Origin of the sequence: Terriglobus aquaticus, from assembly GCF_025685415.1 — a bacterium.
Lineage (GTDB): Bacteria > Acidobacteriota > Terriglobia > Terriglobales > Acidobacteriaceae > Terriglobus > Terriglobus aquaticus.
Genome location: NZ_JAGSYB010000001.1, coordinates 2,359,801 through 2,385,003 on the forward strand (window position 1 = coordinate 2,359,801; position 25,203 = coordinate 2,385,003).

At 62.2% G+C, this 25,203-nt stretch carries 21 protein-coding genes; 8 read left to right on the top strand and 13 right to left on the bottom strand.

Annotated features, from left to right (window positions below):
• The first annotated feature begins 8 nt into the window (after positions 1-8).
• A complete protein-coding gene (locus OHL12_RS09890) occupies positions 9-1,517 on the top strand; it encodes a lipopolysaccharide biosynthesis protein (protein ID WP_263413655.1) in 1,509 nt (502 codons plus the stop codon).
• Between the two features lie 15 nt (positions 1,518-1,532).
• Here OHL12_RS09890 and OHL12_RS09895 read toward each other — a convergent pair whose 3' ends face one another.
• The 4 genes from OHL12_RS09895 to OHL12_RS09910 are packed head-to-tail and all read right to left on the bottom strand — an operon-like array spanning position 1,533 to position 5,534.
• Positions 1,533-2,417 carry a glycosyltransferase family 2 protein gene (locus OHL12_RS09895; protein WP_263415114.1) on the bottom strand — a complete coding sequence of 295 codons (885 nt, stop codon included), beginning with the start codon at positions 2,415-2,417 and terminating at the stop codon, positions 1,533-1,535.
• A gap of 5 nt (positions 2,418-2,422) precedes the next feature.
• Positions 2,423-3,640, bottom strand: coding sequence for a glycosyltransferase family 4 protein (locus tag OHL12_RS09900; RefSeq protein ID WP_263413656.1), 1,218 nt, complete (start codon positions 3,638-3,640; stop codon positions 2,423-2,425).
• On the bottom strand, positions 3,637-4,740 hold the full coding sequence (locus tag OHL12_RS09905) for a glycosyltransferase family 4 protein (RefSeq protein WP_263413657.1): 1,104 nt from the start codon (positions 4,738-4,740) through the stop codon (positions 3,637-3,639). The genes OHL12_RS09900 and OHL12_RS09905 overlap by 4 nt, the downstream gene beginning before the upstream one ends.
• Positions 4,737-5,534 carry a polysaccharide deacetylase family protein gene (locus OHL12_RS09910; RefSeq protein WP_263413658.1) on the bottom strand — a complete coding sequence of 266 codons (798 nt, stop codon included), beginning with the start codon at positions 5,532-5,534 and terminating at the stop codon, positions 4,737-4,739. Before OHL12_RS09910 ends, OHL12_RS09905 begins: the two co-directional genes overlap by 4 nt.
• A gap of 59 nt (positions 5,535-5,593) precedes the next feature.
• Between OHL12_RS09910 and OHL12_RS09915 the strand changes: the two genes are divergently transcribed.
• Positions 5,594-6,175 (top strand): serine O-acetyltransferase, encoded by a 582-nt coding sequence (locus tag OHL12_RS09915; RefSeq protein WP_263413659.1) that lies wholly within the window; start codon positions 5,594-5,596, stop codon positions 6,173-6,175.
• Here the strand turns inward: OHL12_RS09915 and OHL12_RS09920 are convergent.
• Both OHL12_RS09920 and OHL12_RS09925 read right to left on the bottom strand, forming a co-directional pair.
• Positions 6,172-7,548 (bottom strand): O-antigen ligase family protein, encoded by a 1,377-nt coding sequence (locus OHL12_RS09920; protein ID WP_263413660.1) that lies wholly within the window; start codon positions 7,546-7,548, stop codon positions 6,172-6,174. The two genes, OHL12_RS09915 and OHL12_RS09920, sit on opposite strands and share 4 nt — an antisense overlap.
• 155 nt (positions 7,549-7,703) lie before the next feature.
• Complete coding sequence (locus tag OHL12_RS09925; protein ID WP_263413661.1) at positions 7,704-9,065, bottom strand: nucleotide sugar dehydrogenase; 1,362 nt, start codon at positions 9,063-9,065, stop codon at positions 7,704-7,706.
• A 161-nt stretch (positions 9,066-9,226) separates the two neighbouring features.
• Between OHL12_RS09925 and OHL12_RS09930 the strand changes: the two genes are divergently transcribed.
• Entirely contained in the window at positions 9,227-10,198 is a 972-nt protein-coding gene (locus tag OHL12_RS09930) for an SDR family oxidoreductase (RefSeq protein WP_263413662.1), read from the top strand.
• 83 nt (positions 10,199-10,281) lie between these two features.
• On the opposite strand, the gene OHL12_RS09935 is transcribed toward OHL12_RS09930, so the two are convergent.
• On the bottom strand, positions 10,282-10,854 hold the full coding sequence (locus OHL12_RS09935) for a hypothetical protein (RefSeq protein ID WP_263413663.1): 573 nt from the start codon (positions 10,852-10,854) through the stop codon (positions 10,282-10,284).
• Positions 10,855-11,093: 239 nt separating this feature from the next.
• Here OHL12_RS09935 and OHL12_RS09940 point away from each other — a divergent pair, with 239 nt between their 5' ends.
• Entirely contained in the window at positions 11,094-12,596 is a 1,503-nt protein-coding gene (locus OHL12_RS09940) for a winged helix-turn-helix domain-containing protein (protein WP_263413664.1), read from the top strand.
• 53 nt (positions 12,597-12,649) lie between these two features.
• On the opposite strand, the gene OHL12_RS09945 is transcribed toward OHL12_RS09940, so the two are convergent.
• Positions 12,650-13,708 (bottom strand): alpha/beta hydrolase, encoded by a 1,059-nt coding sequence (locus OHL12_RS09945; RefSeq protein ID WP_263413665.1) that lies wholly within the window; start codon positions 13,706-13,708, stop codon positions 12,650-12,652.
• A gap of 188 nt (positions 13,709-13,896) precedes the next feature.
• Here OHL12_RS09945 and OHL12_RS09950 point away from each other — a divergent pair, with 188 nt between their 5' ends.
• Positions 13,897-14,904, top strand: a complete 1,008-nt coding sequence (locus OHL12_RS09950) for a glycosyltransferase family 47 protein (RefSeq protein WP_263413666.1) — start codon at positions 13,897-13,899, stop codon at positions 14,902-14,904.
• On the opposite strand, the gene OHL12_RS09955 is transcribed toward OHL12_RS09950, so the two are convergent.
• The 5 genes from OHL12_RS09955 to OHL12_RS09975 form a co-directional block, all read right to left on the bottom strand.
• The gene (locus OHL12_RS09955; protein ID WP_263413667.1) at positions 14,873-16,249 is read right to left on the bottom strand and encodes a TIGR03013 family XrtA/PEP-CTERM system glycosyltransferase; all 1,377 of its coding nucleotides are present in this window, start codon (positions 16,247-16,249) and stop codon (positions 14,873-14,875) included. The two genes, OHL12_RS09950 and OHL12_RS09955, sit on opposite strands and share 32 nt — an antisense overlap.
• A gap of 18 nt (positions 16,250-16,267) precedes the next feature.
• Positions 16,268-17,218, bottom strand: a complete 951-nt coding sequence (locus OHL12_RS09960; protein WP_263413668.1) for a tyrosine-protein kinase family protein — start codon at positions 17,216-17,218, stop codon at positions 16,268-16,270.
• Positions 17,219-17,348: 130 nt separating this feature from the next.
• On the bottom strand, positions 17,349-18,899 hold the full coding sequence (locus OHL12_RS09965; protein ID WP_263413669.1) for a GumC family protein: 1,551 nt from the start codon (positions 18,897-18,899) through the stop codon (positions 17,349-17,351).
• A gap of 3 nt (positions 18,900-18,902) precedes the next feature.
• The gene (locus tag OHL12_RS09970; protein ID WP_263413670.1) at positions 18,903-20,222 is read right to left on the bottom strand and encodes a hypothetical protein; all 1,320 of its coding nucleotides are present in this window, start codon (positions 20,220-20,222) and stop codon (positions 18,903-18,905) included.
• 67 nt (positions 20,223-20,289) lie between these two features.
• Positions 20,290-20,973 carry a polysaccharide biosynthesis/export family protein gene (locus OHL12_RS09975; RefSeq protein WP_263413671.1) on the bottom strand — a complete coding sequence of 228 codons (684 nt, stop codon included), beginning with the start codon at positions 20,971-20,973 and terminating at the stop codon, positions 20,290-20,292.
• A 329-nt stretch (positions 20,974-21,302) separates the two neighbouring features.
• Between OHL12_RS09975 and xrtA the strand changes: the two genes are divergently transcribed.
• Genes xrtA through OHL12_RS09990 form a run of 3 tightly spaced genes read left to right on the top strand, consistent with a single transcriptional unit; the run spans position 21,303 to position 25,166 of the window.
• A complete protein-coding gene (gene xrtA, locus OHL12_RS09980; protein WP_263413672.1) occupies positions 21,303-22,187 on the top strand; it encodes an exosortase A in 885 nt (294 codons plus the stop codon).
• A complete protein-coding gene (locus OHL12_RS09985) occupies positions 22,184-22,831 on the top strand; it encodes an exosortase C-terminal domain/associated protein EpsI (RefSeq protein WP_263413673.1) in 648 nt (215 codons plus the stop codon). The genes xrtA and OHL12_RS09985 overlap by 4 nt, the downstream gene beginning before the upstream one ends.
• A gap of 46 nt (positions 22,832-22,877) precedes the next feature.
• Positions 22,878-25,166, top strand: coding sequence for a tetratricopeptide repeat protein (locus OHL12_RS09990; protein ID WP_263413674.1), 2,289 nt, complete (start codon positions 22,878-22,880; stop codon positions 25,164-25,166).
• Positions 25,167-25,203 lie beyond the last annotated feature (37 nt).

Sequence of the window (25,203 nt, forward strand, 5' to 3'; positions counted from 1 at the left end):
GAGGCGCCATGAGTACCAACACCGTGGAAGCGGCGGAAACCTTACCGCCGGATCAGCTCGATTTCGCCTTCGACCAGCAGGACCTGAAGCGTCGCACCGTGCAGGGCAGCTTCGCCACCATGGGCGCCCAGGCGATCAAGTTCGTCGTCCGCTTCGGCTCCGCCGCTGTCGTAGCGCGCTTTCTCAGCCCCGCCGAGTATGGCCTGGTCGCCATGGTCTCACCCATTCTCGGATTCATCAGCACCTTCAACGACATCGGTTTCGGCCAGGCCATTGTCCGCTCGCCCGACATTACGCGGTCCCAGGTCTCTTCTCTCTTCTGGCGCAACCTTGCCGTCAGCATCGGCCTGGCCCTCCTCATGGCGCTGGGTTCCCCGCTGGTCGGCCGTTTCTATCATGAGCCGCGCACCGTCGGCATCGTGATCGCGCTGGGCGGCATGCTCGTGCTGAGCACCCTGAACATGGTGCCAAACGCCCTGCTGAAGCGCCGCCTGCAGTACTCGGCCCTGGTCATCGGCGATCTGGCAAGCCTCTGCGCCGCTACCACCGTAACCATCACGCTCGCGGTCACCGGTTTCGGTTACTGGTCGCTGGTGCTTGGCCAGCTTGCCTCGTCGTTCACCATGGTCATCATCACCTTCTCGTTTGCACGATGGTGGCCAACCGCATTCCAGCGCGAGACCTCCGTCACCCAGCACATGCGCTTCGGCCGCAATCTGACGGTCGTCAACCTGGCCACCTACTTCAGCATGACGGCCGACAACATGATCGTCGGAGTCGTCGCCGGCAAGACGGAACTCGGCCTTTACGACCGCAGCTACACGCTCACCGTGCAGCCGCTCAACCAACTCCTGGCACCGATCAACCAGGTGTCTATCCCGCTGCTATCCAAGCTCCACGATCAGCCCGAGCTCTTCCGCCGCTCGTACCAGACCATGCTTCGGCTGGCCCTACTGGCCACCATGCCCGCCATGCTGTGGTGCGTTCTGCTGGCACAGCCCATCATTCGCGCCATGCTTGGCCCTCACTGGACCGGCGCCGCTCCCATCTTTGCCTGGGTCTGTCTGGGGGGCCTGCTTGCGCCGCTGTTCTCCAGCACCGGTTGGGTCTTCACCACCGAGAATCGCACCGACGAGCAGATGCGCTACTCAGTCGTCTCTTCCCTCATCGGCATCGCTTCGTTTGCCGTCGGGGCGCACTGGGGTGCTTATGGCGTCGCCAAGTGCTCCGCACTCGCGTTCCTCTTCCTACAAACCCCTCTCATTCTCTACATCATGACCCGTCGCGGTTACATCGGCCGCGGACATCTGGCCCGCACGATCCTGCCGTTCCTGATCGCCTCGCCACTCGTAGCGGCGGCCCTGTACTGGATGCGCAACGTACACAAGCTCCCCGCAGTGGCGGGCGTGCTTGTGGTCAGCTATGCTTTGTTCGCTCTCATCCTGTTCCTGCTTCCGGGCGGCCGCGATCTCTTCCAAACCATCCGCAATCTGAAGTCGAGCTTCCGCCCATCCTGATTGAGAAGCCGTCTCCTACCGCTTCCGCAACGAACGCAAGGTAATCGACGCGGTCGTGCGCAGGTTGGCCGTCTGCCACGGCGCAAGCGTCAGGGCATGCAAGGCGTTCCGAAGGCCAGTTCCAAACTCCTTGCGATCCGCAAAACCTTCCGCCTGCTGGCGATAGATGCGAGCCAACGCTTCCTGCCTTGGACGCCAGCCGCAACCGGGCTCGCCATAGTGCTTGTCCACGAAGAAGCGCTGCGTTTGCAGCATGCGTAGAGGGTCTGCCGACTGCGAAGAGGCGGACATGCGATACCGCACGTGCACCTCCGGGACGAAGCCAACCTTGAACCGCTGGGCAATGCGTAGCCATAGGTCCCGGTCTTCGGTTGCGTGCATTGTCTCGTCAAACATGCCCGCACTCTCCAGGCACTTGCGCCGGATCGTCACCGATGAACAGGGCACTTCCATGCTGCGCGTGTAAATCCGCTCCGCCACGTAGCCTTCGGCCTTGCCGCTGTTGCCGTAGAAGGTATCCACCGTCACATCCGGCTCGCGAAAACGCGTGATCCCGCCGTAAGTCAGCCCAACCGTCGGTTCGCGCTCAAAGATCTCGACCGCGCGCGCCAACCGGTCCGGCAACCACACATCGTCCGCGTCCAGCATGGCGATGAGCGGCGAACTGGAAACCCGGATCGCGGTGTTGCGCGCCGCCGACGGCCCACCATTCTTCTGCCGCACGTAGGTCATGCGATCGCCCAGCCGCTCCTTGTACTCGCGCGCTACGGCCTCCGTGTCATCCGTCGATCCGTCGTCCACCAGCACCAGGTGCCAATCCGGCTCCGTCTGCGCCAGCACACTCCCAATCGACGTGGGCAAGTATCGGGCGGCATTGTAGGCGGCCATTACCACATCCACTTTGCTCAAGCGGCGGACCTCTCTCTGCTACCGGCCGCGCACGCCTTCACGTACACCTGCTCGGTTTGCGCCGCAATGCTCTTCCACGACTCGGAGCCGAACTCCTTTTGCCGTACCGCGGCGGCCAGCCGCTCTCGCAGACCCGCATCCTGCAGCACGCGCAGCATCGCCCGACCCAGCGCCTCGACATCGCCGGGCTCGACCAGCAGGGCATCTTCCTCGTTCGTCAGCAACTCGCGAAACACCGGCAGGTCGCTCGCAACGATCGTCTTTCCCAACGCAACACCCGTCGCCAGCGCACCACTCGTCGTAATCGCGCGATACGGATACACCACGACCGACGCCGCCCTGTAGAGCGCCACCAGCTCTTCTGTCGACGTAAACCTCAAGTCCAGCACCACGCGGTGCAGCCCAAGACGAGTCACTTGGGCCCGTACCGCATCCGTCAGCTCCGTCGACCCTGTTCCCACGACTACCAATGTCGCTCCCGCAAACTCCGCCTCTACCGCTGCCCACGCCTCCAGCAACAGGTCCAGACCCTTGTACGCCGACAGGATGCCTTGCCAAAGCACCAGTTGCTGGCCATCGGCGATCCCATACCCCTTGCGCACCCCATCCTCGTCAGCAAGCGGCAGATCGTAAAAGAACGGCCCGTGCGGGATCACGTCAACCTGCTCATTCGCAATCCCGAACTCCGTCTGCAGTCGCGCGCGGATCGAGTCCGAGTGGCAGATCAGGCGATCCACGCTGCGATACAGATCCTCAAATTTTGCACGGTGCAGATCGGCGGTGTTGTGCGGCATCAGGTCATGCACGGTCAGCACCACGCGCGCACCGCGCCGTTGTGCCAGCCGCATCAGCCATAGGTCCATGGGTGCGCGCGACAAGAACATCGGCAGAAACTGCACATGCAGCACATCGGGCGGACGCACCAGAAACTTCGCACCCAACGCACCGTGATTCAATGCGGTCTCCGCCACCTTCAACAGGCGGCGCAGCGTGCGCGGCAACCGCGGGAAGCGCCCCACCACATCCATGCAGCCCGGCTTCAACGTCAGACCGCGGCTGTCGAAGCAGTGCAGGTCCAGGTAGTACGTGATCGACCCAACGCTTACGTCCACGCCGTGCTGCAGCAGAGCTCGCGACAGGTACGCCGTGTAGTACGGCACCGTCGCTAACAGGTCCATCATGTACACGCGCAACCTCACCGGGCTGTGACTCATGCGCGCCGCTCCGAACGCGCGGCTTGCTGGTACACCTCGCGATAGTCCGCACTCATCCGGTCGGCAGAAAACTCTTGCACGATACGCGCGCGTGCATTGCGGCCAAACGCCAGACGCTCAGTCTCGCTGCTCAGCAGCCGCAGCATGGCAGCCGCCAAGGCGTGCGCATCTCCGGGAGTCACCAGCAGCCCGGTCTCACCCGGCACCACTAAGGTAGGAATCTCACCCGCAGTGGTCGCCACCAGCGGCAGCCCGCTCGCCGTGCCCTCGAGCAATGCGACCGGCAAGCCCTCCTGCCGCGACGCCGACACCATCAGGTCCAGCCCTGCATACACCGGCAGCATCGCTTCCTGGTGGCCCAGCAGGCGCAGCCGGGACTCGATCCTCAGCTTCCGGATCTGTTCCTCAAGCTGAGGCCGGTCTGGTCCCTCGCCCACAACGACAAACTCGATGTCAGGCAAGGTCTGCAGCACTTCAGCCGCAGCCTCGATAAACACGTCCACACCCTTCTCACGCGAAAGCCGTCCCACCAGTCCCACGCGCAACGACGTGCGGTGCGCTCCAGCACGGCCGTTCGCCACGTCGCTGAACACTGCAGGATCGATGCCGTTCCGAATGCGCCGCACCCGGTCAGCTCGAACGCCGCTTGTTAGCAGGCGCTGCTCCACCTCCGCTGAGACCGCCACCACCCTTGCGAACTGCCGCAACACCCACCGGTCTACCGCACCATACACACGCACCGCCAGATCATTGTCGTACCAGGTGTGGCAAGTGGATACCATCGGCACCTGCCCGCCGCGCAGCGCCGCCCAGCAGTACACATCGGCCTTGTACCCATGGGCATGCACCACATCGATGCCGTACTTCGACACCAGTTCGCGAATCGCATGCACCGTCGGTACACTCACCTGCCCGCTGCACGGCACAAGCACGGACGTCAGTCCCTCGGCCTGTGCTCGCTCGTGCATCTGCTGGCTCGCATTGGCAAAGCTGGCGATCACACTCCGGTCGCCTTCGCGTTCCAGCACGTGCGACAGATTCAGGATCACCGCCTCCGCCCCGTACATGCCTCCGCTGCTGATCAGTTGCAGAACGTTCACAGCGCCCCGTCCACTCGCTGCGCTCCCGGGTCCGTCGCATCGCCTTCTTTGCGGTTCAGCAACGCCCACAACCGCGCGTACGCGGCATCGCCCATCACTCGTTGTGCCATGGCCTTCCACCGTCCCACGCGGGCCGCACGCGCCAGTTCCCCGCTCGCGGGGTCCAGCAAGCGCTGCAGAAACGCGTCGCTGTGTCCTGCCAGGATGTTGAATCGACCGACCGTCGCCTCGCTGGAGCTCTTCACTGCTCCCGGTACCGACGTCCACACGGTCGTATACCCCGCCTCGTGGCATGCCTCGATCACCGCCGCATTGCTGCGCCCTCCCGGCAGTGAAAGGCTCGTCACCGGCGCGCCGATCGCGTCTTCCAGGGCCGATCGCGCATCCACCAGTTCGTGCCGCAGATCCGCTGCGCTGCACTGCGTCAGCAGCGTGTGCGTCCAGCCGTGCGCTCCAATGCCGTGCCCCGCCGTGTGCAGAGCACGCAACTGCGTCTTGTCCATGTAGTCCGGGCGCACACCCGTCCACCCGGCAGTGATGAAGAAGAAAGCCGAACGGCCCGATGCTTCGAGAGCCGGCAGCGCATACGTGTAGTTCGAGACGTGCCCATCATCGAACGTGACAATCGGCTCATAGGACGTGGCCGGCAGCTCTGCCATCATCCGCAGCTGCTGCTCAAACCGGGCACACGGCAACACGTACGAATAGGCCGACCCCTGGGGCCGCAGCTCGTGGTACAGCAGCGCTACCTTCTTGCGGTCTCCAGCAGCTGCGGCACCTGACGGTATACTCATCGGCGACTATCCCCGCAATCTGCCATGACCCTCGCACCTCTCGAACACGGATCCAACCGATGAAGCTTTGGGAAACGCTGCGCGCGGACGTATACCGCTATCGCGCAAGCACCAGCGCGGGCGCCTTCCTCAGCGCGTGGTGGCACGAACCCGGTTTCCGGTTCACATGGTACCTGCGCAAAGTCACCTTCTACTCCGCTCGCAAGCGCTCGCCTCTCTTGCTCGCCTACCTGTACAACCGCATTCTTCTGAATCACTATCGCTTCCGCTACGGCTTCGACATCTCGCCGCAGACGCGCATCGGACCCGGCCTGTACCTGGGCCACTTCGGCGGCGTGGTGATCAGTCCCTTTGCCACAATCGGGTCCAACGTAAACATCAACCAGGGCGCAACCATCGGTGCCACCAGCCGCGGCGCCAACCAGGGCGCGCCCGTGCTCGGGGATCGCGTGTGGGTCGGTGCAGGCTCCTTCATCGTCGGCAAGGTGCGCGTCGAACACGACTCGCTCATCGCACCGGGAGCCTATGTAAACTTCAACGTTCAACCGTCCTCGCTCATCCTGGGCAATCCCGGCCAGTGTGTCAGCCAGCGTGGCTCCGAAGGCTATATCAACAACGTGCTTCCCTCTTCGCACACCTAGCGCGTCTGCGGGACAAGCCGCGGCGGACCGGGTACGGCGGTGGCGAATTTGCGCGGCGGTCCTAACTTCTTGCGCTGGCCCGATGGTGCGCCGTTCAACTCGTTCACCAACACCTGTGCCCGCAGCGTAGCGCCCATCACCACCCACATCAGCCCGTTGATCTCCACGTAGCTCCAGCGATCGCCAAAGCCGTTCAGCACCAGCGCCGAAGTCAGCAGCAGCAGCATACCCAGGCCCAGCGCCTCGTAGAGTGGATCCTTGGCCAGCTTCGCCGTACGGAACAGCTTCCAGGACGCGCTAAACATGATGAACAGCATCGCCGCGAAGATAAGGAACCCGATCAGGCCGGTCTCCACCAGCACCTTCACATAGTAGTTGTGCGTGTCCTTCAGGTTGTCCGTGTGCTCGCCGAACTGGAACGATCCGAAGCCGATTCCCGTGACCGGATTCTTCATGAACATGTCGCGCGACTGGGTCCACAGGTCCACGCGCTCCTGTGCCGACGCTTCCAGTTGCCCGTTCGCATCGTGCGTCATGTTCACGCGTTCGCTTACCGCGGTTGGCACCACGGTTTGCCACGTCACCAGGAACACAACCAGCACAACCAGCAGCTTCCGATCCTTCAGCAGCGCCAGTGCGCCAATTGCCACCAGCGTTGCAATGTATGCCGCGCGCGAAAAGGCGTACAGCATCGTGATCAGCGTGAAGCCTGTCAAGACGTAGAACCAGAACTTCGTCTTGAAGCGTTTCAGCACCCGCGCAAACGCCCAGAAGAACATCGCAAACTGCGTCAGGAACGCGGCCAGCTGATTCGGCCCATAGGCAATCGGGCCGCTGGTCCGCTTGTTCTCATCGAACACAGCCCAACTGTGCGATAGGCTCTCCAGCAACGCGCTTCGATCGACCAGCGCCGTGGAGATCGCCACCACGATGAGAGCGGTCCGTATCTGCTTGCGGTCTTCCAGCACCATGCTGGCCGCAAACAGGACCATCGGAAGAATCAGATAGTCCTTCCAGGTGACCAGGTTGGCGTCGTTCAGCCATAGTGGCAATGGAGCGTTGCCCATAATGCCGCCCAGCCACATGGACACATACAGGTAGACCACAAACAGGATCCACACCGGATATAACGCCGAAGGCGGAAGCCGTTTGCCTTTGAAGAACGCCCCAAGGATCACGCAGACCACCAGCAACGTCACCGTCTGCGACGCCAGCGGGTAATCCTCGAAGTGAAATCGCATCGTCCGGTACGGCAGGAACGGCATCACGTAATACATGCCGAGCACCGGCCGCCCGGTAAGCGACACAATGCACATGATCCAGAAGCCGAGGTAAGCGACGATCGGGATGTAATGTCCTAGACCTGTACCCATACCCTCACCACTTCGCCAAAGCCGTTGCCGCAGACCCAGCACCGGCTTTCATTCGCCTCGGCAAAACAGGCCCGCGCGAACGTTGGACGTTCAAACGGGCCTGACGTGCTCCTTCTCTCGAAACGGCCGCCCGCCGGCGGGCACTCGCCCCTGACTTAGCAGCGCACCAGGTTGTCCGCCTGAATGCCCTTCGTCGCGTTGCGCGAGTCCACCACCAACTGGCTTTCCTTCACAATGCGGGCGTAATCGTAGTCCGTGTGATCCGTCGCGATCAGCACGCAGTCGTACTGACCCAGGTTCTCCAGCGGCGTCGACGTCATGTTCAGGTTGTACTTGCGGCCGCGGCCCACCGTCGGGTGGTACGGGTCGTTGTACACCACCTCGGCGCCCTCATCGCGCAGGAGCTCAATCAGGGTCAGCGACGGCGATTCGCGCAGATCGTCGATGTCCTTCTTGTAGCTCATACCCAGCATCAGCACCTTGGCGCCGTTCAGCGGCTTCTTGTGCTTGTTTAGAGCCTTCGCCACCTGCGCCACCACAAACTCCGGCATGGCCTCGTTCACTTCACCGGCCAGCTCGATAAACCGCGTGTGGAAGCCGAACTCCTTTGCCTTCCAGCTCAGGTAGAACGGGTCGATCGGAATGCAGTGACCACCCAAACCGGGGCCCGGATAGAAGGCCTGGAAGCCGAACGGCTTGGTCGCCGCCGCATCGATCACTTCCCAGATGTCGATGCCCATGCGCAGCGCCAGCACCTTCATCTCGTTCACCAGCGCGATATTCACGCAGCGATAGATGTTTTCCAGCAGCTTCGTCATCTCCGCTGCCTGCGTGGTCGACACGCGAACCGCGCGGGTAAAGATGCCTTCATACAGCGTTGCCGCCAGTTCCGCCGCAATCGGCTCGTGACCACCGACTACCTTGGGAATGTTGTGGCGCGCCGTGGTCGTGTTGCCCGGATCTTCGCGCTCCGGCGAGAACGCAACGTAAAACACGCCCGACTCGGCCGGCTCGCCTTCCGGTCCCTGCACCTTCAGGCCCTGCTTGTTGCCGGCCTCTAGCAGCGGAATCAGAACTTCTTCGGTCGTGCCCGGATAGGTCGTGCTCTCCAGCGCGACCAACTGCCCGGCCTGCAGCCAGGGCGCGATCATCTTCGCCGTATCCACGATGTACGACATGTCCGGCTCATGGTGCTCGTTCAGCGGCGTCGGCACGCACAGGATGATGGCATCCATGTCGGTCAGCTTGCTGAAGTCCGCCGTCGCCGTAAAGCCCTTGCTGCGGATGCTCTCGATCTCTTCGGACGGGATGCGGAAGATGTACGACTTCCCCGCCATCAGGCTATCGACCTTTTTCTGATCGATATCGAAGCCCGTCACCTTGAAGCCCGCCTCCGCGAGCAGCATCGACAGCGGCAATCCGACATAGCCCAATCCGATAATGCCGATTGCGGCGCTACGGTTCTTCAGGCGTTCCAGGCGAGGGGCAGACAGGGAGGACACACGAGTGGCAGACATGCTCCGCCCATTATTTCACCAGCCCCACTTTCTCCAATGATTCATTTCTAGTCAAAAGGTGGGATTGCGATTCCGCTACCATGGAATAGCTTGGTTCCAAATCATCTTGGAAGGCATAGAGCCGTCGTGAATCCCTGCGCCGTGCTCATCTGAAAACACCCATGGCACGCTATCTCATCACCGGCATCGCAGGCTTCATCGGCTCTTCCCTCGCCCACAAACTTGTTGAGCAGGGTCACGAAGTGTGCGGCGTAGACAACCTGGTCACCGGCCGGCTTGAAAACCTCGCAGACATTCGCTCCTCGGTCGAGTTCCACCAGGGCGACATCCAGGACGGCGCACTCATGCGCGCCGTTTGCGAAGGCGCCGATGTGGTGCTGCACCAGGCCGCCCTCGCCTCCGTTCCCCGCTCTGTGCAGGACCCGCTCACCTCGCACAACAACAACATCAACGGCACCGTGCAGGTACTGCTCGCCGCGCGCGATGCCAAGGTCCGCCGCATCGTCTACGCCGCGTCCAGCTCGGCCTACGGCGATCAGCCCACGCAGCCCAAGGTCGAGACCATGGCGCCCATGCCGCTCTCGCCCTACGCCGTGCAAAAGCTCACCTGCGAGTACTACATCCAGAGCTTTTGCAAGGTCTACGGCATGCAGGGCGTCTGCCTGCGCTACTTCAACATCTTCGGACCGCGCCAGGCTGCGGACTCGCCCTACTCCGGCGTCATCGCGCAGTTCATCTACAAGATGATGGCCGGCGTGACGCCCACCATCAACGGCGACGGCTCCGTCTCGCGCGACTTCACCTTTGTCGCCAACGCAGTGCAGGCCAACCTGCTGGCCGCCACCGCGCCCGACTCAGTTGCCACCGGCCGCGTCTTCAACGTCGGCACCGGCCACAGCCACACCTTGAACGACCTGTACCACGGCCTTGCCGAAATCCTCGGCTTCCCGCACCCGCCGCAGTACGGCCCCGTCCGCACAGGCGACGTACAGCACTCCCTCGCCGACATCACCCGCGGCCGTGAAGAACTCGGCTACAAGCCCATGGAAGACTTCCGCGCCGGCCTAGAACAGACCGTCGCCTGGTACAAGGAAGAGGCCGCCAAGCAGCAGGACCAGCTCGCCTCCGCGTAAGCCTTTCGCACCCCAGTCAAGACACAACGCCTGCCACTTCCAAGCGGAAGCGGCAGGCGTTTCACATCTGCGAAAGCAAGCAGCTACAACCGGATGCGTGTCGCTGCGATCGTGCCTTTCACTTCCGTCGGTGTCGCCGTGCCGTCCAGGTTCCACACCTTGAAGTCGAACGTCCCGGTGTAGGTCTTGCCGTTCGGCGCGACCGTCACTACCTCGTCCATGGTGAAGTAGTTCGTCGCCGTCGCCGAAGGCGTCGCAGGATTGAACAGCCAGCCCAGGTGGTGCAGCTTTACGCTGCGGCCGCCAGCCGACTTCCACACGCCCATGCAAACGTTGCCGCCCTCCGGGCTAAGAAACGCACTCTCGACCTCGGTGCCGTCGATGTGCCAGGTCTTGAAGCTGTCATTGAAGACGGTGTCCGTGCCCTCAATGGTGTAGATCGCGTGCCACATGCCCACGATGCTCGGGTTGATAAACAAGGGTTCCTCATCTGCGCCGAAGAACAGCGGCAGTTTCGCCGCGCCTTCCCGGGTGCCCTGGGGAGCACCGCATGCCGCATTGGCCCGAGTGGCGAAAGCAGCGAAGCAGAACAAGACGAGAGTGGGAATAAGAACGAGACGAACGCGCAGCTTGCGCACGGCCATTTGCAACTTCATGGGGTGACTCTCCTGTTGTCTTCGGTGCTTCCAACCAATCCGCACCAGAGAACGTCCGCATCCTGGCGCACCCCACTTAGGGAAGCAATGGCCGGCGGGTAACTTCTAGCTCCCCACGTAACCGCTTCGATCATCTCCACTTACTGCTTCACCTCCCCGCGGCAATGCGGCTCAAAGTCGTCGGGCACCGCTCAGTTCCGGTGGTACCATTGCGCCCAAAGCCAGCCGGAATCGAGCCTATGCCCGTACTGCAGCCACAGACGACTATCCGATTCGGCATCTTTGAGCTCGACGTTCAGGCTCGCGAACTCTATCGCAACGGCGTCCGCATCCGTCTTGCTCCACAACCGCTGGACCTGCTCATAGCGCTTCTCGAACAGCCCGGTGCCGTGCTCACCCGCGAAGTCCTCCAGCAGCGCCTCTGGCCTCCAGGCACCTTTGTCGACTACGAGCACGGCCTCAACAAGTCCGTTCGCAAGCTTCGGGAAGCGCTGGGCGACTCCGCCGATTCTCCCCGCTACATCGAAACCGTCCAGCGCTCCGGCTACCGCTTCATCGCTCCCGTGATCCAGCCGGACGCGCCGACGCCCGCAGCGCCGCCCGATCCCTCCCCCACACAAGCGCCACCTTCAACCCCCGCGTCCGCAGACACCACTGCGAAACCAACCGGAGCCGATCGGCCGACCCGCCGCTACCAGCGCTATGCGGCTTACGCCTTCCTGCTCCTCCTTGCAGTGGCAACCGCTACCATCGCCGTCCCGCGGCTTATTGGTTCGCACTCCAGAAACACGGCCGTCCCCGGTCACGACCCCAGGGCACAGGAGGCATACCTGCACGGCCAATATCTCTGGTTCGGCGGGCACCCCTTCGCAGCCTCGGACTACTTCAAGCGCGCCATTGAGATCGAGCCCGACTACGGCGCAGCTTGGGCAGGCATGTCCATGTACTATGGCGCAACGCTCGTCAACGGCCGCATCGATCCCACCGCTGCCCTGGGTCTGCAGCAGGATGCAGCCGCCAAAGCTCTCCGTTTCGCTCCGAATCTTGCGGAAGTTCACCTCGCGCAGTGTGGCTCTCTCTTCCTGAACACCTGGCAATACCAGGTCGCCAACCCGGAGTGCGAGCGCGCCCGCCAACTCGACCCTGCGAACGCCGAGATCTATCACTTTCAGTCGAAGATGCTTGCGGCGATTCACCGTGAGCAGGATGCCGTGGAGATGCAACGAACAGCATCGCGCCTCGATTCGCTCTCAAAGCCGTGGGCCATGAGCCAGGCGCTGCTGCAAGCACGCCGGTATGACGAAGCCTTCGCCGAAGGCAGGGCTCGCCTGGAAGCATTCCCGCACGATCCTCGCCTGCTCTACAACCTCGCGCTCATCTCCCTGTATCGCGGAAATCCCACGCAGTACGCCGACTTCCTCGAGCAGTCCTACCGCTCCGATGGAGACGAAGCTTCTGCCGCACAGATCAGCGACGCATACCGCAGTTCTGGTGTCTCAGGCATAGCCCGCTGGAAACTGGAGCGCCTGCAGCAGCAGAGTCGCACCGGGTACGTATCGGCCTTCCGACTCGCCACCGCCTACATGGCCGTGGGAGACCGCGAGCAGGCCCTCACTCAACTCACCATCGCCGTCCATCAGCATGCACCCGATCTGCTCTGGATACGCTGCTACCCGGAGTTCGACGCCCTCGGCTCCGATCCCCGCTACCAGGCAATCGCACGGCAACTGCCGAGCCGTTAGCCTGCCACGCTCTGCTGAGCCAGTGCACGACCCGGCCGCTCGCCTGAAGCGGATCAGCGTCCCAGGTGCTTCTCGAAAAACTGCGCCATCGCCTCGTCCGCTTCCCTCGTCTCGGGCAGCGTTGGGTCGTTCCAGAACGCGTGCGGTAGTGCTTCAAACACGATCAACTCCGCATCATCACCCGCCCGGCGAAACGCCCGGTGCAGCGTCGCCGTTCCGCTCAACAGCAGATCGCGGGTGCTGGTTATGAACAGCGTCGGCGGCATCCCGCTCAGGTCCGCATAGATGGGTGATAGCACCGGGTCCTTCAGGTCCGTCGTGCCCGCGTACTCATCGTGCGTGCGTGGCTTCGGCACGTCCAGGTGTCCGGCCAGACCGCGCAGGCCAAACAGGGCCTCGGAGTCTCCACGGTTCGCCCAGTCGCCAAAGCCCGAAAAGATGCCCAGCGCTCCCGGCTCGGGCAGGTGAAGCTGCTTCAGCCGCACCGCCACTTCACCGGTCAGGATGGCTCCCGCCGACGTCCCGAAGATACCCACATCCGCAGGCTTATGGGTCTTCAACACCTCGCGATACACCGCGATCGCATCGTCCAGCGCCGCGGGAAACGGATGCTCCGGAGCCAACCGGTAGAGCACCGCAATCGTTCTGGTCCGCGACAACGCCGCCACCGGCACCGACTCCGTTAGCGATCCTGAATCGGAATTGAATCCACCACCGTGCAGGTTGATCAGCACACGGTTCGCATGCGCCGTCGGCAATTCTTTCGGCGTAATCATCCGCACCGGGACGCCAGCCACCGTAGCGGCCTCCACCTGCACGGGGTACAGCTTCTCAAACGCCTTCCCGGCCCCGGCCTGCCACACATCCGTACCCTTGCGCCGATCCTCCAGCGACTGCACCGTCGGGTCGTCCGGCCAGGCCTTCGCCAGGCTGCGTTGCGCCTCCACACTGACGGTGCCCGGCACCGGCACCACCCGGGTCACCTGCGCTGTGCCATCGGTCAGGATCACACTCGTGTCCGCCGCCGGCGTAGCGCTCGAAGTCTGCGCCACTGCAATTGCCCCACCTGACACCATCCCGGCCAGCAACACCACCGCCCCACAACGCAACATCCTCTTCCCCTTCATCGTCCTGTCACCCTGCCCTGCCTCACAAACAGGCGCTCCAATGCAGGGCTTTCCGAAACTCTAACCCGGGTTGCTAAGCCTGCTCCCACAATCCATGCATCTGTACAACCCCTAGGCAGCACGTGTCGGCTAGAACACTCGCGCGGCCGCTGGCTTCCGCATACACTGCGCGAGTGGCCACCCCGCATTCCCTTAAAGTCCTGCTCAGTTCCTACCCCGATCCCGAAGCGGAAAAAGTGCGCGCCAACCTGCTGCGCGTCTATGACTTGTCAGATCGTCGCCACTCGCTTGTTGAGCGACCCGAAGATGCCGATCTTATCCTGATCGGCGGCATCGGAAATGAGTCCAGCCAGGATCGCTACGTGCGAGAAACCCTGCACCATCCGTTAATCAGCCGCTTTCCCGGCAAATGCTTCACCGTCTCCTACCGCGACAAACCTCTTCTGCTCAATCGCGGTGTGTACGAATCCGCACTGGAGAGCCGCTGGAATACGGGCCGGTGCGTCACTGGCTCCTATGCCCTCTCCGGTCACTACAATCCTGCGATTCAGTCCGCCGAGAACATCCCGAAAGACCTTTTGTTCAGCTTTGTCGGTCGCATGTCGCATCCCGTCCGGCGTCAGCTCATGGCGATGCGGTTCCAGCGCGAAGACATCTTCCTGGAAGACACCTCTACCTTCAACTACTGGGCTTGCTCCGAAGAAGTTCGGCAAGATCGCGAACAACAGTTTTCCAGGGTGCTCGCCCGGTCCCGTTTCTGCCTGTGCCCTCGGGGCGTTGGCGCTGGCAGCATCCGGCTCTTTGAAGCTATGCGCAGTGGCGTCGCCCCGATTGTCATCGCCGATCGGTGGATCTGGCCCGAAGGTCTGCCATGGGAGAAGTTCTCGATCCGTGTTGCAGAGAGCCACCTGCATCATCTGGAACGGATCGTCGCCGAGCGCGAAGACGACTTCGCCAGGATGGGAGCCATGGCCCGCCTCTGCTGGGAAGAAACTTTCGCAGATGACACCTATTTCGAGTACCTGGTTAGCCGCTGCGCCGATCTCCGCAAAAACCAGGTGCTGCCCGAAGCGCTCTACTGGTCGCTCCGCCATCTCTACGTGGCGTACACGGAATATTGTCCGCGACTCCGCTCTTACGCCCGCGTCGCTATTGCCCGCGTCTCCGCACGACGGTCTTGATGGTCTCGAACATGACCAGCAAATCCAGACCCAGCGTCATGTGTTTGATGTAGTACAGGTCGTACTCCAGCTTCTCGCGCGCCTGCTCCAGCGTGGCTCCGTACCCGTACCGCACCTGTGCCCAGCCGGTCAGGCCCGGACGAATCAGGTGCCGCAGGTTATAGAACGGCAGGTTTTCCGCCAGGTAGGGCACAAACTCCGGCCGCTCCGGCCGCGGTCCCACCAGGCCCATATCGCCGCGCAGCACGTTCCACAACTGCGGAACCTCGTCGATGCGCGTCTTCCGGAGAAACGTCCCGATCGGCGTCACCCGCGGATCGTTCTTCACCGCCCACTTGGCGCCGCTCGCCTCCGCGTCTGTGCGCATAGAGCGAAACTTGTACACATGGAAAGGCTTGCCACCCATGCCCACACGCGTTTGCCGGAAAAAGATGGGCCCCGGCGAACTGAGTCGAACCGCGAGTACCACCAGCGGAAAGAACGGCAGAAACACCAGCAGGATGCAACCGGCCACCAGGCCCGAAACCAGCACGCGCGTCAGTTGCACGCCGGTCTTCACGCGGAATCCTTCGCCGTAGAACATGGTGCTCGGCTGCAGGCCGGACAACTGGATCTTGCCGATCAGTTGTTCCTTCACTTCGCCCACGCGCTCGACCCGCACACCGTGTAACCGGGCCTGCAGCAACTCGTCTACGGGCATCTGTCCGCGTGCTTCTTCCAGGGCCACAATGATGCGCTGCAGCGGCTTCTTTTCCGCCAGCAGTCGCTTGATCTCGGCACCCCAAACTTCGCGGCGCCTCGTCGCTTCTTCTTCGGTCAGCGGTCGCCAGTCGAGCACTTCCATGCCCACGTCGCGCCGGGTGCGCAGCAGCTCCACGATCGACTGCGCCTGTTCGCCATCGCCCAGGACATACACCCGTTCCCGCAAGCCGGGCAAGTTGACCATCCACACATAGGCGCGCCGCCACAGCATCAACGCCGGCGTTAGCAGCAAGAAACCAAGCGCGTACAGGTTCTGCCGGATCGCGATTTCCGGCCAAAAAAACATGGCCGCCGCGAGCACAAAGCAGGAAAAGCCCAGCACCAGCAGCATGCGGAAGAAGATCTGAAACGGGACTGAGACCGTCTCTGGCTCGTACAGGTCGAAGTAGTACGACAGCAGCACAATCACCAGCGTCAGGCCAGCCAGCTTCAGCCAGCCATCCTCGTACACCAGCGCGAGCGCCATGTCTGGCCCCAGCAGTATCTGGCTCGCCAGCAGAAAACACCCCAGCACCACGATGGTTTCGCCCAACAAGAGCGCTACCACCCGGGTGGGCAGATAGACATTCAAGAAACGGATCACGCCCGGTTCACCCTTCCGTTATCCGTCGTAGCCGTAGTACCCGCCGACCTGGGGGGCGTCCTCGACCGCATTCAGCACCACGCCCACAATCTTCGAAGCTCTCAACTCCTGCTGTGCGCGCTGCGCTACCTCATACTTTGTCTGACCGGCCCGGGTCACCAACACCACTCCGTCACATGCTCGCGCCAGGTTTACGCCATCCGCTACCAGCGTCACCGGCGACGAGTCGATAATGATCCAATCGAAGTGGTCGTACAGGGATCGCAGCAACCCCTCAAACCGCCCATTGCCGGAAAGATCCGCCGCATTGTCTGCATCCGAACCGCTGGGTAAAAACGATAGGGACGCGAAACTCCGATTGAGAGGTCCACTGTCCGGCAGCTGCATCTGTTGCAAAACATCGTCCAGCGATGTTTGGCCGGTAAGGTAATCGGTCAGCCCCGGCCCTTGGTCCGCACCCAGGATGCTGTGCAGCCGTCCACGCCGCATGTCTCCGTCGATCAGCAGCACGCGCTGGTTGCGGAACCGCGCAAAGCCAAGCGCCAGGTTCGACGCAATAAAGCTCTTACCCTCGCCGGGTACACCGCTGGTGATCAGCACCGTCTTCAGCGGGTGGTCCAGCCGCAGTTCGTATAGGCGCGAGCGCAGCACGCGAATCTGCTCCACCAGCGCACCGCGAGGCTCCAGAGCTGGCAGCAGCTTTACATCCGGCTCCCACACCAGCTTGCGAACGCGCGGCCCACTTGGGGTATCCTCCGCCTTTGCCTCGACCAACTGCGCCGACCGCAGCAACGCGGCCGACAACTCTTCGCGGGACCGGCCGCCGGTCCCGGAGCGGAGCGCCGTTGCGGCATCTCCCGGCAAAGCCGCCTGGCTTGAGGACTCACCTGCCTCGGGCGTCTTGGTCCGGTTCAGTTCGGCGATCCGGTCCATCTCGGCACGCAGCAGTGCCTCGTAAATCTTACTCATGGGTTGTGCTTGCTCTCTTGGCGGGGCTGGGGGCTGCGCAATCATCGAACACCATCACAGCGAACTCTTATTCTATGAGTACGAAGAGTAGGTCAGCGCCCCGGTCGCAGCCATTCCCCTTTTGGGCTACTCAGGCTTTCGCAGGTTCAGCAATGCTCGATCGCCTCACCCTTCGCAGAAACATACGGGAGATCCAGTTCCGGCCGGTTGAAGCTGTTCCCGGAACCTGATCGGAAAGAGGAATGGTCGACAGCACCGGCAATTCCAAAAACGCCCACACGTCCCGCTCGCTCCTCATCGACGTATCGCGGAACTCCAGCAAGAGCACGATTGCCAAACCCAGCGCCAGCCCACCGGCTGCACCCGCCGCCAGAAACACCGGCCGCTTTGGCGAAAACGGAGCTTCCGGCAGATTGGCTGCATCCAGCAGACGGAACTGTTCGCCCTGCTGGCGGTTCTGCAGGTCGGTCGCCATCTGCGCGGTCTGGATTTTGTTCCGGAGGTCGTTGTAGAACGCCTGCGCTGTATCATTATCGCGCGTCAGCTCTTTATACTGCGCCGCAATGGCGGGGCTCGCCATCAGCTTGGACTGGTACGAGCCAATCTGGCTCTGAATCTGAGCCTCCTGCGCACGTCTCTCGGCGATCTGCAGATTGTCCGACTGGATCTGCGCTTTGAGCTGCTGAATGGCCGGAGTGTCCGGGACCCGGATGGCCACTTCCGGACTTCCCGGTCGGCTTGCGCTCTGGCGGGGCAGGGACCTGCGAAGCTCTGCAATCTGGCGGTCTACTGCAATCACATCCGGATAGCTGGCCGTATAGTGCGTCAGCATCTCCGCTTTCACTGCCTGCAGGCGCTGGATCTGCTGAGCAACCGGGCTTTCCGTCGGCACGTCGGTGCCCGCGCTCATGGCCGTCTGCTTTGCCGCTTCGTTGTTGGCGGCCACCTGTTGCGCCAGCATGGTTTCCGTCAGCGCCTTCTCGCGCTGCAGGCTCCCCAGAGCCTGCGTGATCGACTCAAGCTGTCCATTCAGGGAAGCGAGCATGTTGCTGTTCGTGCCCTCTTCGCCCGGCAGTCGCCCCAGATACTGCACTTGGAATTGCGCGAGTTTCGCGTCCTGCTCGTCCATCTTGCGCTTCGCGTCTTCCAGTTGGCTCCGCAGGAAGTCCACCGTGCCCCCCGCTGCTTCCGAAGACGATTTCAGGCTTTCGTTGATAAACAGCGACGTGATCTCAGTGCAGACCTGCTGCGCCGTGTGCGCGTCACCGGCCTTGAACGAGATGAAGAACCCGGGGAGCCCGCGGCCCGTCTCCGAAGCGATCGTCTTTACATCGATATTCTTGCGCGCCATGTCGATGCGGTCATCCATCGACGCCTTCTTGTCCGCATATAGGTTGTAGCGATCCACGATCGGCTGAAGGCTGGAACGGCTCAGAATCCGTTCCTTCATTGACCCGAGCCGGCTATCCAGATCTGTGGAGATGACCGGCTTCACGATGCCTTCCGCAACTCTCTGCCCTTCCACCAGCACCGAGGTCTGCGACAGGTACTGCGGCGGGATCGTGTAGCTGAACGCAACAGCGATGATCGGCAAAATGACGAGAGGGATCAGAACAATCCAGCCGCGGCGTTTCAAGATGCTGATGTAATCAGCCATTACCAGCGAGCGATGTCCAAGCATGAGTTACTTCCTGCCAAAGATAGGTTTCGGAGAATACGTGACGCCGATCGAACCGTACTGCGTCAGGCCGTTGAACGCAATCCCCGAAGGGGCGTATCCCGAAAAAAGTTGACGTTGAATCGTATACGCGGCAAACGCCGAAACCGAGCGGCTCACCTGCGCTGAGATCTGCCCGCCCGCCACGACACCCTGACCGTTATAGCCCGGCAGAATCGAGTGGCTCAGTTGCGACGAGTGGTTCCAACCCACCAGCCCGCCCACGTTGTAAATCCGGGCAAACGGCCGCGAGATGTTGCCCACAACGGAATCCTGCTCAGACCCCAGCACCACGCCGTTGCCGTTATTTGTGCCGCGCGTGTAGTTCAGCGAAGCGTTGTACTTGGTCGCCTGGTAACTCAGCGAAGCAGTCGCTGACACGCTCGTCGAAGTCTGCGTGACGATGCTGACATCCCCGGACCGCACCGTCCACTGCGGACCGACGGAAGCCGACAGGCTCAGCCGCGGACTCAGCACCCGGCTGATTGTTCCCTGCGCGGTATGCGTCTGGAAGCCGTAGTTCGCCGGCCCAAACAGGGACGAGCCAGGAAACGTCGAGTTGCCGAAGCTGTACAGAGCTCCCACCGACATCCGCTCATTCAAACGGTGCTGCAACGACGCGTTCGCCGACTCCTGGTCGTTGTCCAGCCCTGATCCGCCAACCGTCGATCCCGTATAGCGCTGGATCGAGTAGTTGCCGCTGACACCCAGGCTGGTGCTCGCGGTCAGGATGCGGCTCGCCGTTCCGCTCACGGTGTTGCTCACACGCGTGCCATACGTGGTCAACACACCCAGCGTCGGCACGGACGTGATTACCACCGGCGGCAGACCCTGGTCGCCCACACCCGGAACGCCCGACAGCGATCCCACCGGAGTTTGCGGAAGGTAGCTGATCGAGTCGCCGATCAGGAAATTCCAGTGCTTCTTCTGCAATCCCTGAGACAGGGTGAGCGATTGGTAGTAATACGACGGAAAAGAGGATTCGCCGAACGAGTAGCCGCCAGCGTACACGGCACTGAACTGGTGCCGCGGATTCGCGGAGAGATATGCCAGGTCGCCACCCAGGCTCGTGAAGCTGCTCACACCTTGGCCGGTGCTGCCGTTGTAGCCGCTTACCAGCGACTCCGATGCCGTCAGGGCATACCGAAGCTCTCCGCCGATGTCGGGCAGCGCGAACTGGCTATACGGCGCGGGCGCGCTGGCGGTGGGCGTCGCCTGGCCATGCGCCGTAGCGCAAACCGCCGCCGCACACAGGGAGAAGAAAAATGGGGTGCGTCGAAACGCCATAACGATCCTTTACAGGCAGAGATAGAAAACTTGGATAGCGCAAGTACAACAGTGCAGCAAGCAACTCTTACCGGCTCACGATGGTATCGCCCGGCATCAACGTTACGCCTTGCATATCCCCTGTGGTAACGGCTTTCTTGTAATCGAAATTGATCTTCTGCTGACCCTTGTCCGTCTTGCGAAGCACATACAACTTCTTTTTCGCATACGGGGTCAGCCCGCCGGCAGCGGAGATCACCTGCAGAAAAGTCATACCGGGCGACAGCACCAGCGGTCCTGGCCGTCCGATCTCACCCAGCAGGAAGATCTCCTTGGGCGCCACGCCGAGCATGGTCACAGTGACCTTTGGATCCGCCACATACTTTTGAAGACGGTTCTCCACGTCTCGGCCCAGCAGCATCGGCGTCAGGCCCGCGGCTGGCACGTCACCCAAAAGTGGTACGGAGATCCGTCCGTCCGGCCGCACCGGAATGCCGCTCTGCGAAAGCTTCGGCTCATTCCACACATTCAACTGCAACTGGTCGCCTGGACCGATTACATAGCTGTCCTGCGAGACCACGGATTTTGGATCCGCCGTTGCCTGCAGCGCAACGCCTGTTCCGGCTGCTGCCGTTCCGCTCGTCACTGCACCGGCGCTCGTGGTCGCCGTTCCCGAAGTTGTTGTGGCTGCAGCAGTTGGCGTTGGCGGCGGAGCGATTGCCGGACGCGTCTGCGCCCGGGCCGCAAAGCCCGTCCAACACACCAAAACCACACCTACACTACCGATTCCACGCTTCACGTCCTAACCCTCACATCCATCATCGTCTCGGACACCGGTCTATGCCGGCACCGTTCCGCAATCCCGGACAGATTCTCGCAGAGCCACATGGGGCTCACGATACCTTTCTCCAGGTCGCGCGTCCTTCTTGAGACGCGGTAGATTCTCGAAACGATTGCTATAGAATAAGCTCCTTGATACAAATCTTCGAGAGAATTTTCTCAATCCCAAGGTTCTCTTGCCGGCACTAGCTGTCCAGCCTTGCAGAAACCCGCTGCGTTTCTTGTGAATCGGTCGTGCCTGCCATGAATGAAACTGCTGTCTTGAATCCAGTCCCTGCAACCGCCCGTTTCGGCCGTTCCATTCCGGCATCCCTGGCGGTCCCGCTCGCCCTCTTGGTGGTCTTCGTTGTTCTGCTGTACGCCGGCGTCGCCGCCAAGCTGGTCTATGACTGGTACGACCTGCCTGATTTTTCCCACGGCTTCATCGTTCCGTTGTTTTCGGCCTTTCTCATTTGGGAGCGCCGCCGCAATATCGCCAGCACGCCTCTGCAGCCCACCTGGTCCGGCATTCCGGTCGTCCTGCTCGGTCTACTCTTTCTGCTGACCGGACGCTTCGGCGCCGACCTTTTCCTCTCGCGCCTTTCGTTTCTGATCCTGCTGTGCGGCACGATCTGGACCATCGCAGGTCGCCCCATGCTGCGCGCCCTTCTGTTCCCCATCGGCGTGCTTCTCTTGGCGATTCCACTGCCTGCCGTCGTCTTCAACCAGCTCACGTTCCCGCTGCAGATGTTGGCTTCGCGCGTCGCCTCCGCCATGCTCCCCTGGGCGGGTGTCCCCGTCCTGCGCGAGGGCAACGTGATCAATCTGCCAGCCATGCAGCTTGAAGTTGCCGAAGCCTGCAGCGGTATCCGCAGCATGATGAGCCTCTTCACCGTGGCAGTCTTCTTCGGCTATCTCTTCGAGAAGGACAACTTCCGCCGCATCCTGCTCGCCCTATCCAGCCTGCCCATCGCGGTTGCTGCCAACGCGCTCCGCATCTTCGGCACCGGCCTTTGCGTTCAGTACTGGGATCCGGACAAGGCCATGGGCTTCTTCCACGAATTCTCCGGCTGGCTCATGTTCCTCGTATCGCTCAGCTGCCTCTACTTCATCCACATCGCCACCCGTCGCATCGGCCGCCACGGCGGAACTGCGCAACCCGCATGAAATCCACCAAGCTCTGGACCGTCGTCGCCCTTCTCCTGCTCACGCTGGTGCTCATCAAGCTGCGTGGCGACACCGATCGCACGCCGCCCAGCCAGCCGCTCGCCCAATTGCCGTCCGATCTGAACGGGTGGACGGGTCACGACATCGCCATCCCTCAGGAGCAGTTGGACATCCTCGGAAAGGGCGTCTTCCTCAATCGCCTCTACCAGGGCGGCAACACACCGGGCCAGTCCGCTACCGTCGGCCTGTTCATCGGCTACTTCCCGACCCAGCGCTCCGGTCAGTCGATCCACTCGCCCCAGAACTGCCTTCCGGGCGCCGGCTGGAACTTCGACTCCTCCGGCACCACGGAACTCCATGACGTCTCCGGCACGGATCGCGTCGGCGAATACGTCATCTCCAACGGCGCGCTTCGCCAGGAAGTTCTCTACTGGTACCGGAGCCATGGCAGCAATATCGCAAACGACTATGCCGCCAAGTTCCACATGCTGCGCGACTCCATCCTCTACGGCAGGACGGACGCCGCTTTGATCCGGGTGATTACCCCCGTGGTCCCCGGCGAACCGCTTTCCGCGGCCCACGACCGGGCTGTTCACTTTACCGAACAGCTGCTCCCACTCTTGCCGGCCTATATCCCAAATTAGTTGCAGCGTGCCGAACCACCTTTGCGGTACGCTCAGGTTTACTGTTATGACCCAGCGTTTGTTGCCCCCCTCGGTTGCCCCCGTCCTGCTCGCGTGTAGCCTGCTGCTTTCCGCCACCGCCTGCAAGAAAGATCCCAACGTACAGAAGCAGAAGTACGCGGATAGCGGCGAGCGCTACATGAAAGAGGGCAAGTTCCGCGAAGCCGGCATCCAGCTCGCAAACGCCATCCGCATCGATAAGAACTACAGCCGGGCGCATTACGACCTCGCCAAGACCTACCTGTCCATGGGCGTTCCCATCAGCGCCTACCAGGAACTCCTGCGCACCGTCGACCTGGATCCCAACAACAAGGACGCCCGTCTCGATCTAGGCAAGATGCTCATTGCCGGCGGCCTTCCAGACCGCGCCATGGAGCAGGCCAAGGCCGTGCTCGCGCTGGACCCCAACAACGCCCAGGCGTACGCACTTCGTGCCGAAGTCGAGCATGCCCACAAGGACAACGACGCCGCCCTCGACGACGCCAAGCATGCCCTGCAGCTTGCCCCCAACGACTCCTCACTTCACGCCCTGCTTGGCGTTCTTCAGGCCAACAATCCATCCAACCCTGAAGCCAAGTCCGAGCTGGAAAAGGCCGTTAATCTCGATCCCAAGAACGCCTCCGCACGCATCGCCCTCGCAGAGGTGCTCAATGCCAGCGGTGACGCGAACGGTGCACAGCAGCAGCTTCGCCAGGCCATCGTTGCGGCGCCCAACGCGCTCCAGCTTCGCGTCGCCCTCGCAGCACTCCTGCGCAGGAATGGCGATCAGGCCGGCGTCGTTCAGACTTTCCAGAGCGCTGCCAACGATCTCCCGGACAACGAAGCCGCGGTCGCCATGCTGAAGGACTTCTACCTCACGCAGAACAAGACCGCCGAGGCCAGGGCAGCCTATACCTCGCTCATGCAGGCTCATCCCAAGAGCACGCCGATCAAGATCGCCTATGCGCAGATCCTTATGCAGAGCGGCGACACTGCCGGTGCACAAACGGTCGTCAATGATCTTTCCAAGAACGACAGCAAGAACCCGCAGGTCCAGGTACTCAACTCCCTTCTGCTGCTGAAGCAGGGCAAAATCGATGACGCCTACGCTCTGGAACAGAAGGGCGCACGCAACGCTCCGGAAAACATTCCGCTCCAGCTTCTGCTCGGCCGCACCGCGCTTGCCAAGAACGACATGACCATGGCGGAAAACGCCTTCCGCGCCGCGGCTCACGTGGATCCGACCAACCTGGAAGCTCTCAAGGGCCTCGCCTCTGTCGCCATGGTTCGCGGCGATAGCAACACGCTCTCCCAGGTCGCCACCGACACTCTCACCGCGCATCCGGGTACCGAAGACGCTTTCCTGTGGCGCGCCACTGCCGCTGCCAGCCAGAAGGAGTGGGCCCACGCTCAGGCCGACCTGGACAGTGCGCGCAAGCTGAACCCCAACGACGCCCGCGCCCTCTTGCTGCAAGGCCAGATCCTGAACGCCCAGGGCAAGACCGGCGAAGCCCGTTCGTCGTTCGAACAGGCGTATCAGAAGGACCCGCACTCGGCGGAAGCACTCAGCGCGCTCACCACCATGGATCTCGCCGCCAAGCAGCCCCAGGCTGCCCTGAGCCGCATCAACGCAGCCCTGCAGCAGTCGCCGGACAATCCCCAGGTGCTCTACCTGAATGCCATGCTGCAGATGTACATGAAGAACTATCCGGCAGCGAAGGCCTCCGCGGAAAAGGTCGTCCAGGCCAACCCGGCGAATGAGGCCGCGCTTCAGCTCTACTCGCAAGCACTGGTCGCCACCGGTGGCACCGACCAGGCTCTGACCCTATGGCAGAACTGGTTCAAGAGTCATCCGACCGATGCTCGCGCTGCCCTTCTGCTGGGAACGCTCGAAGAGGCCAAGGGCGATACCTCCAAAGCGCAGGACTACTACAAGCAGGCGCTCCAGATCCACCCCGAAGACGGTGCCGCCAGCAACAACCTGGCTTTCCTCATGGTCGAAACCGGCGGCAACACCGATCTTGCCCTCAGCTACGCCCAGACCGCCCGCAAGCAACTGCCGAATTCGCCCAGCACCGCAGATACCCTGGGCTGGGTCTACTACCACAAGGCAACTTACTCCATGGCCCGCGATCTTCTTGAGGATGCGGCCCGTCAGGCTCCACAGGATCCCAACATCCAGTACCACCTGGGCGCCACCTACGCCAAGCTGAACGACAAGGCCAACGCCCTGCAGCACCTTAAGCAGGCCGTCACCCTTGCACCGGACAGCCGCGCCGGCAAAGCAGCAGCCTCCACCATCTCGCAGCTCGGCTAAGCTTCACTCCCTTCCACAACGTAAGAACGCCCGCGAT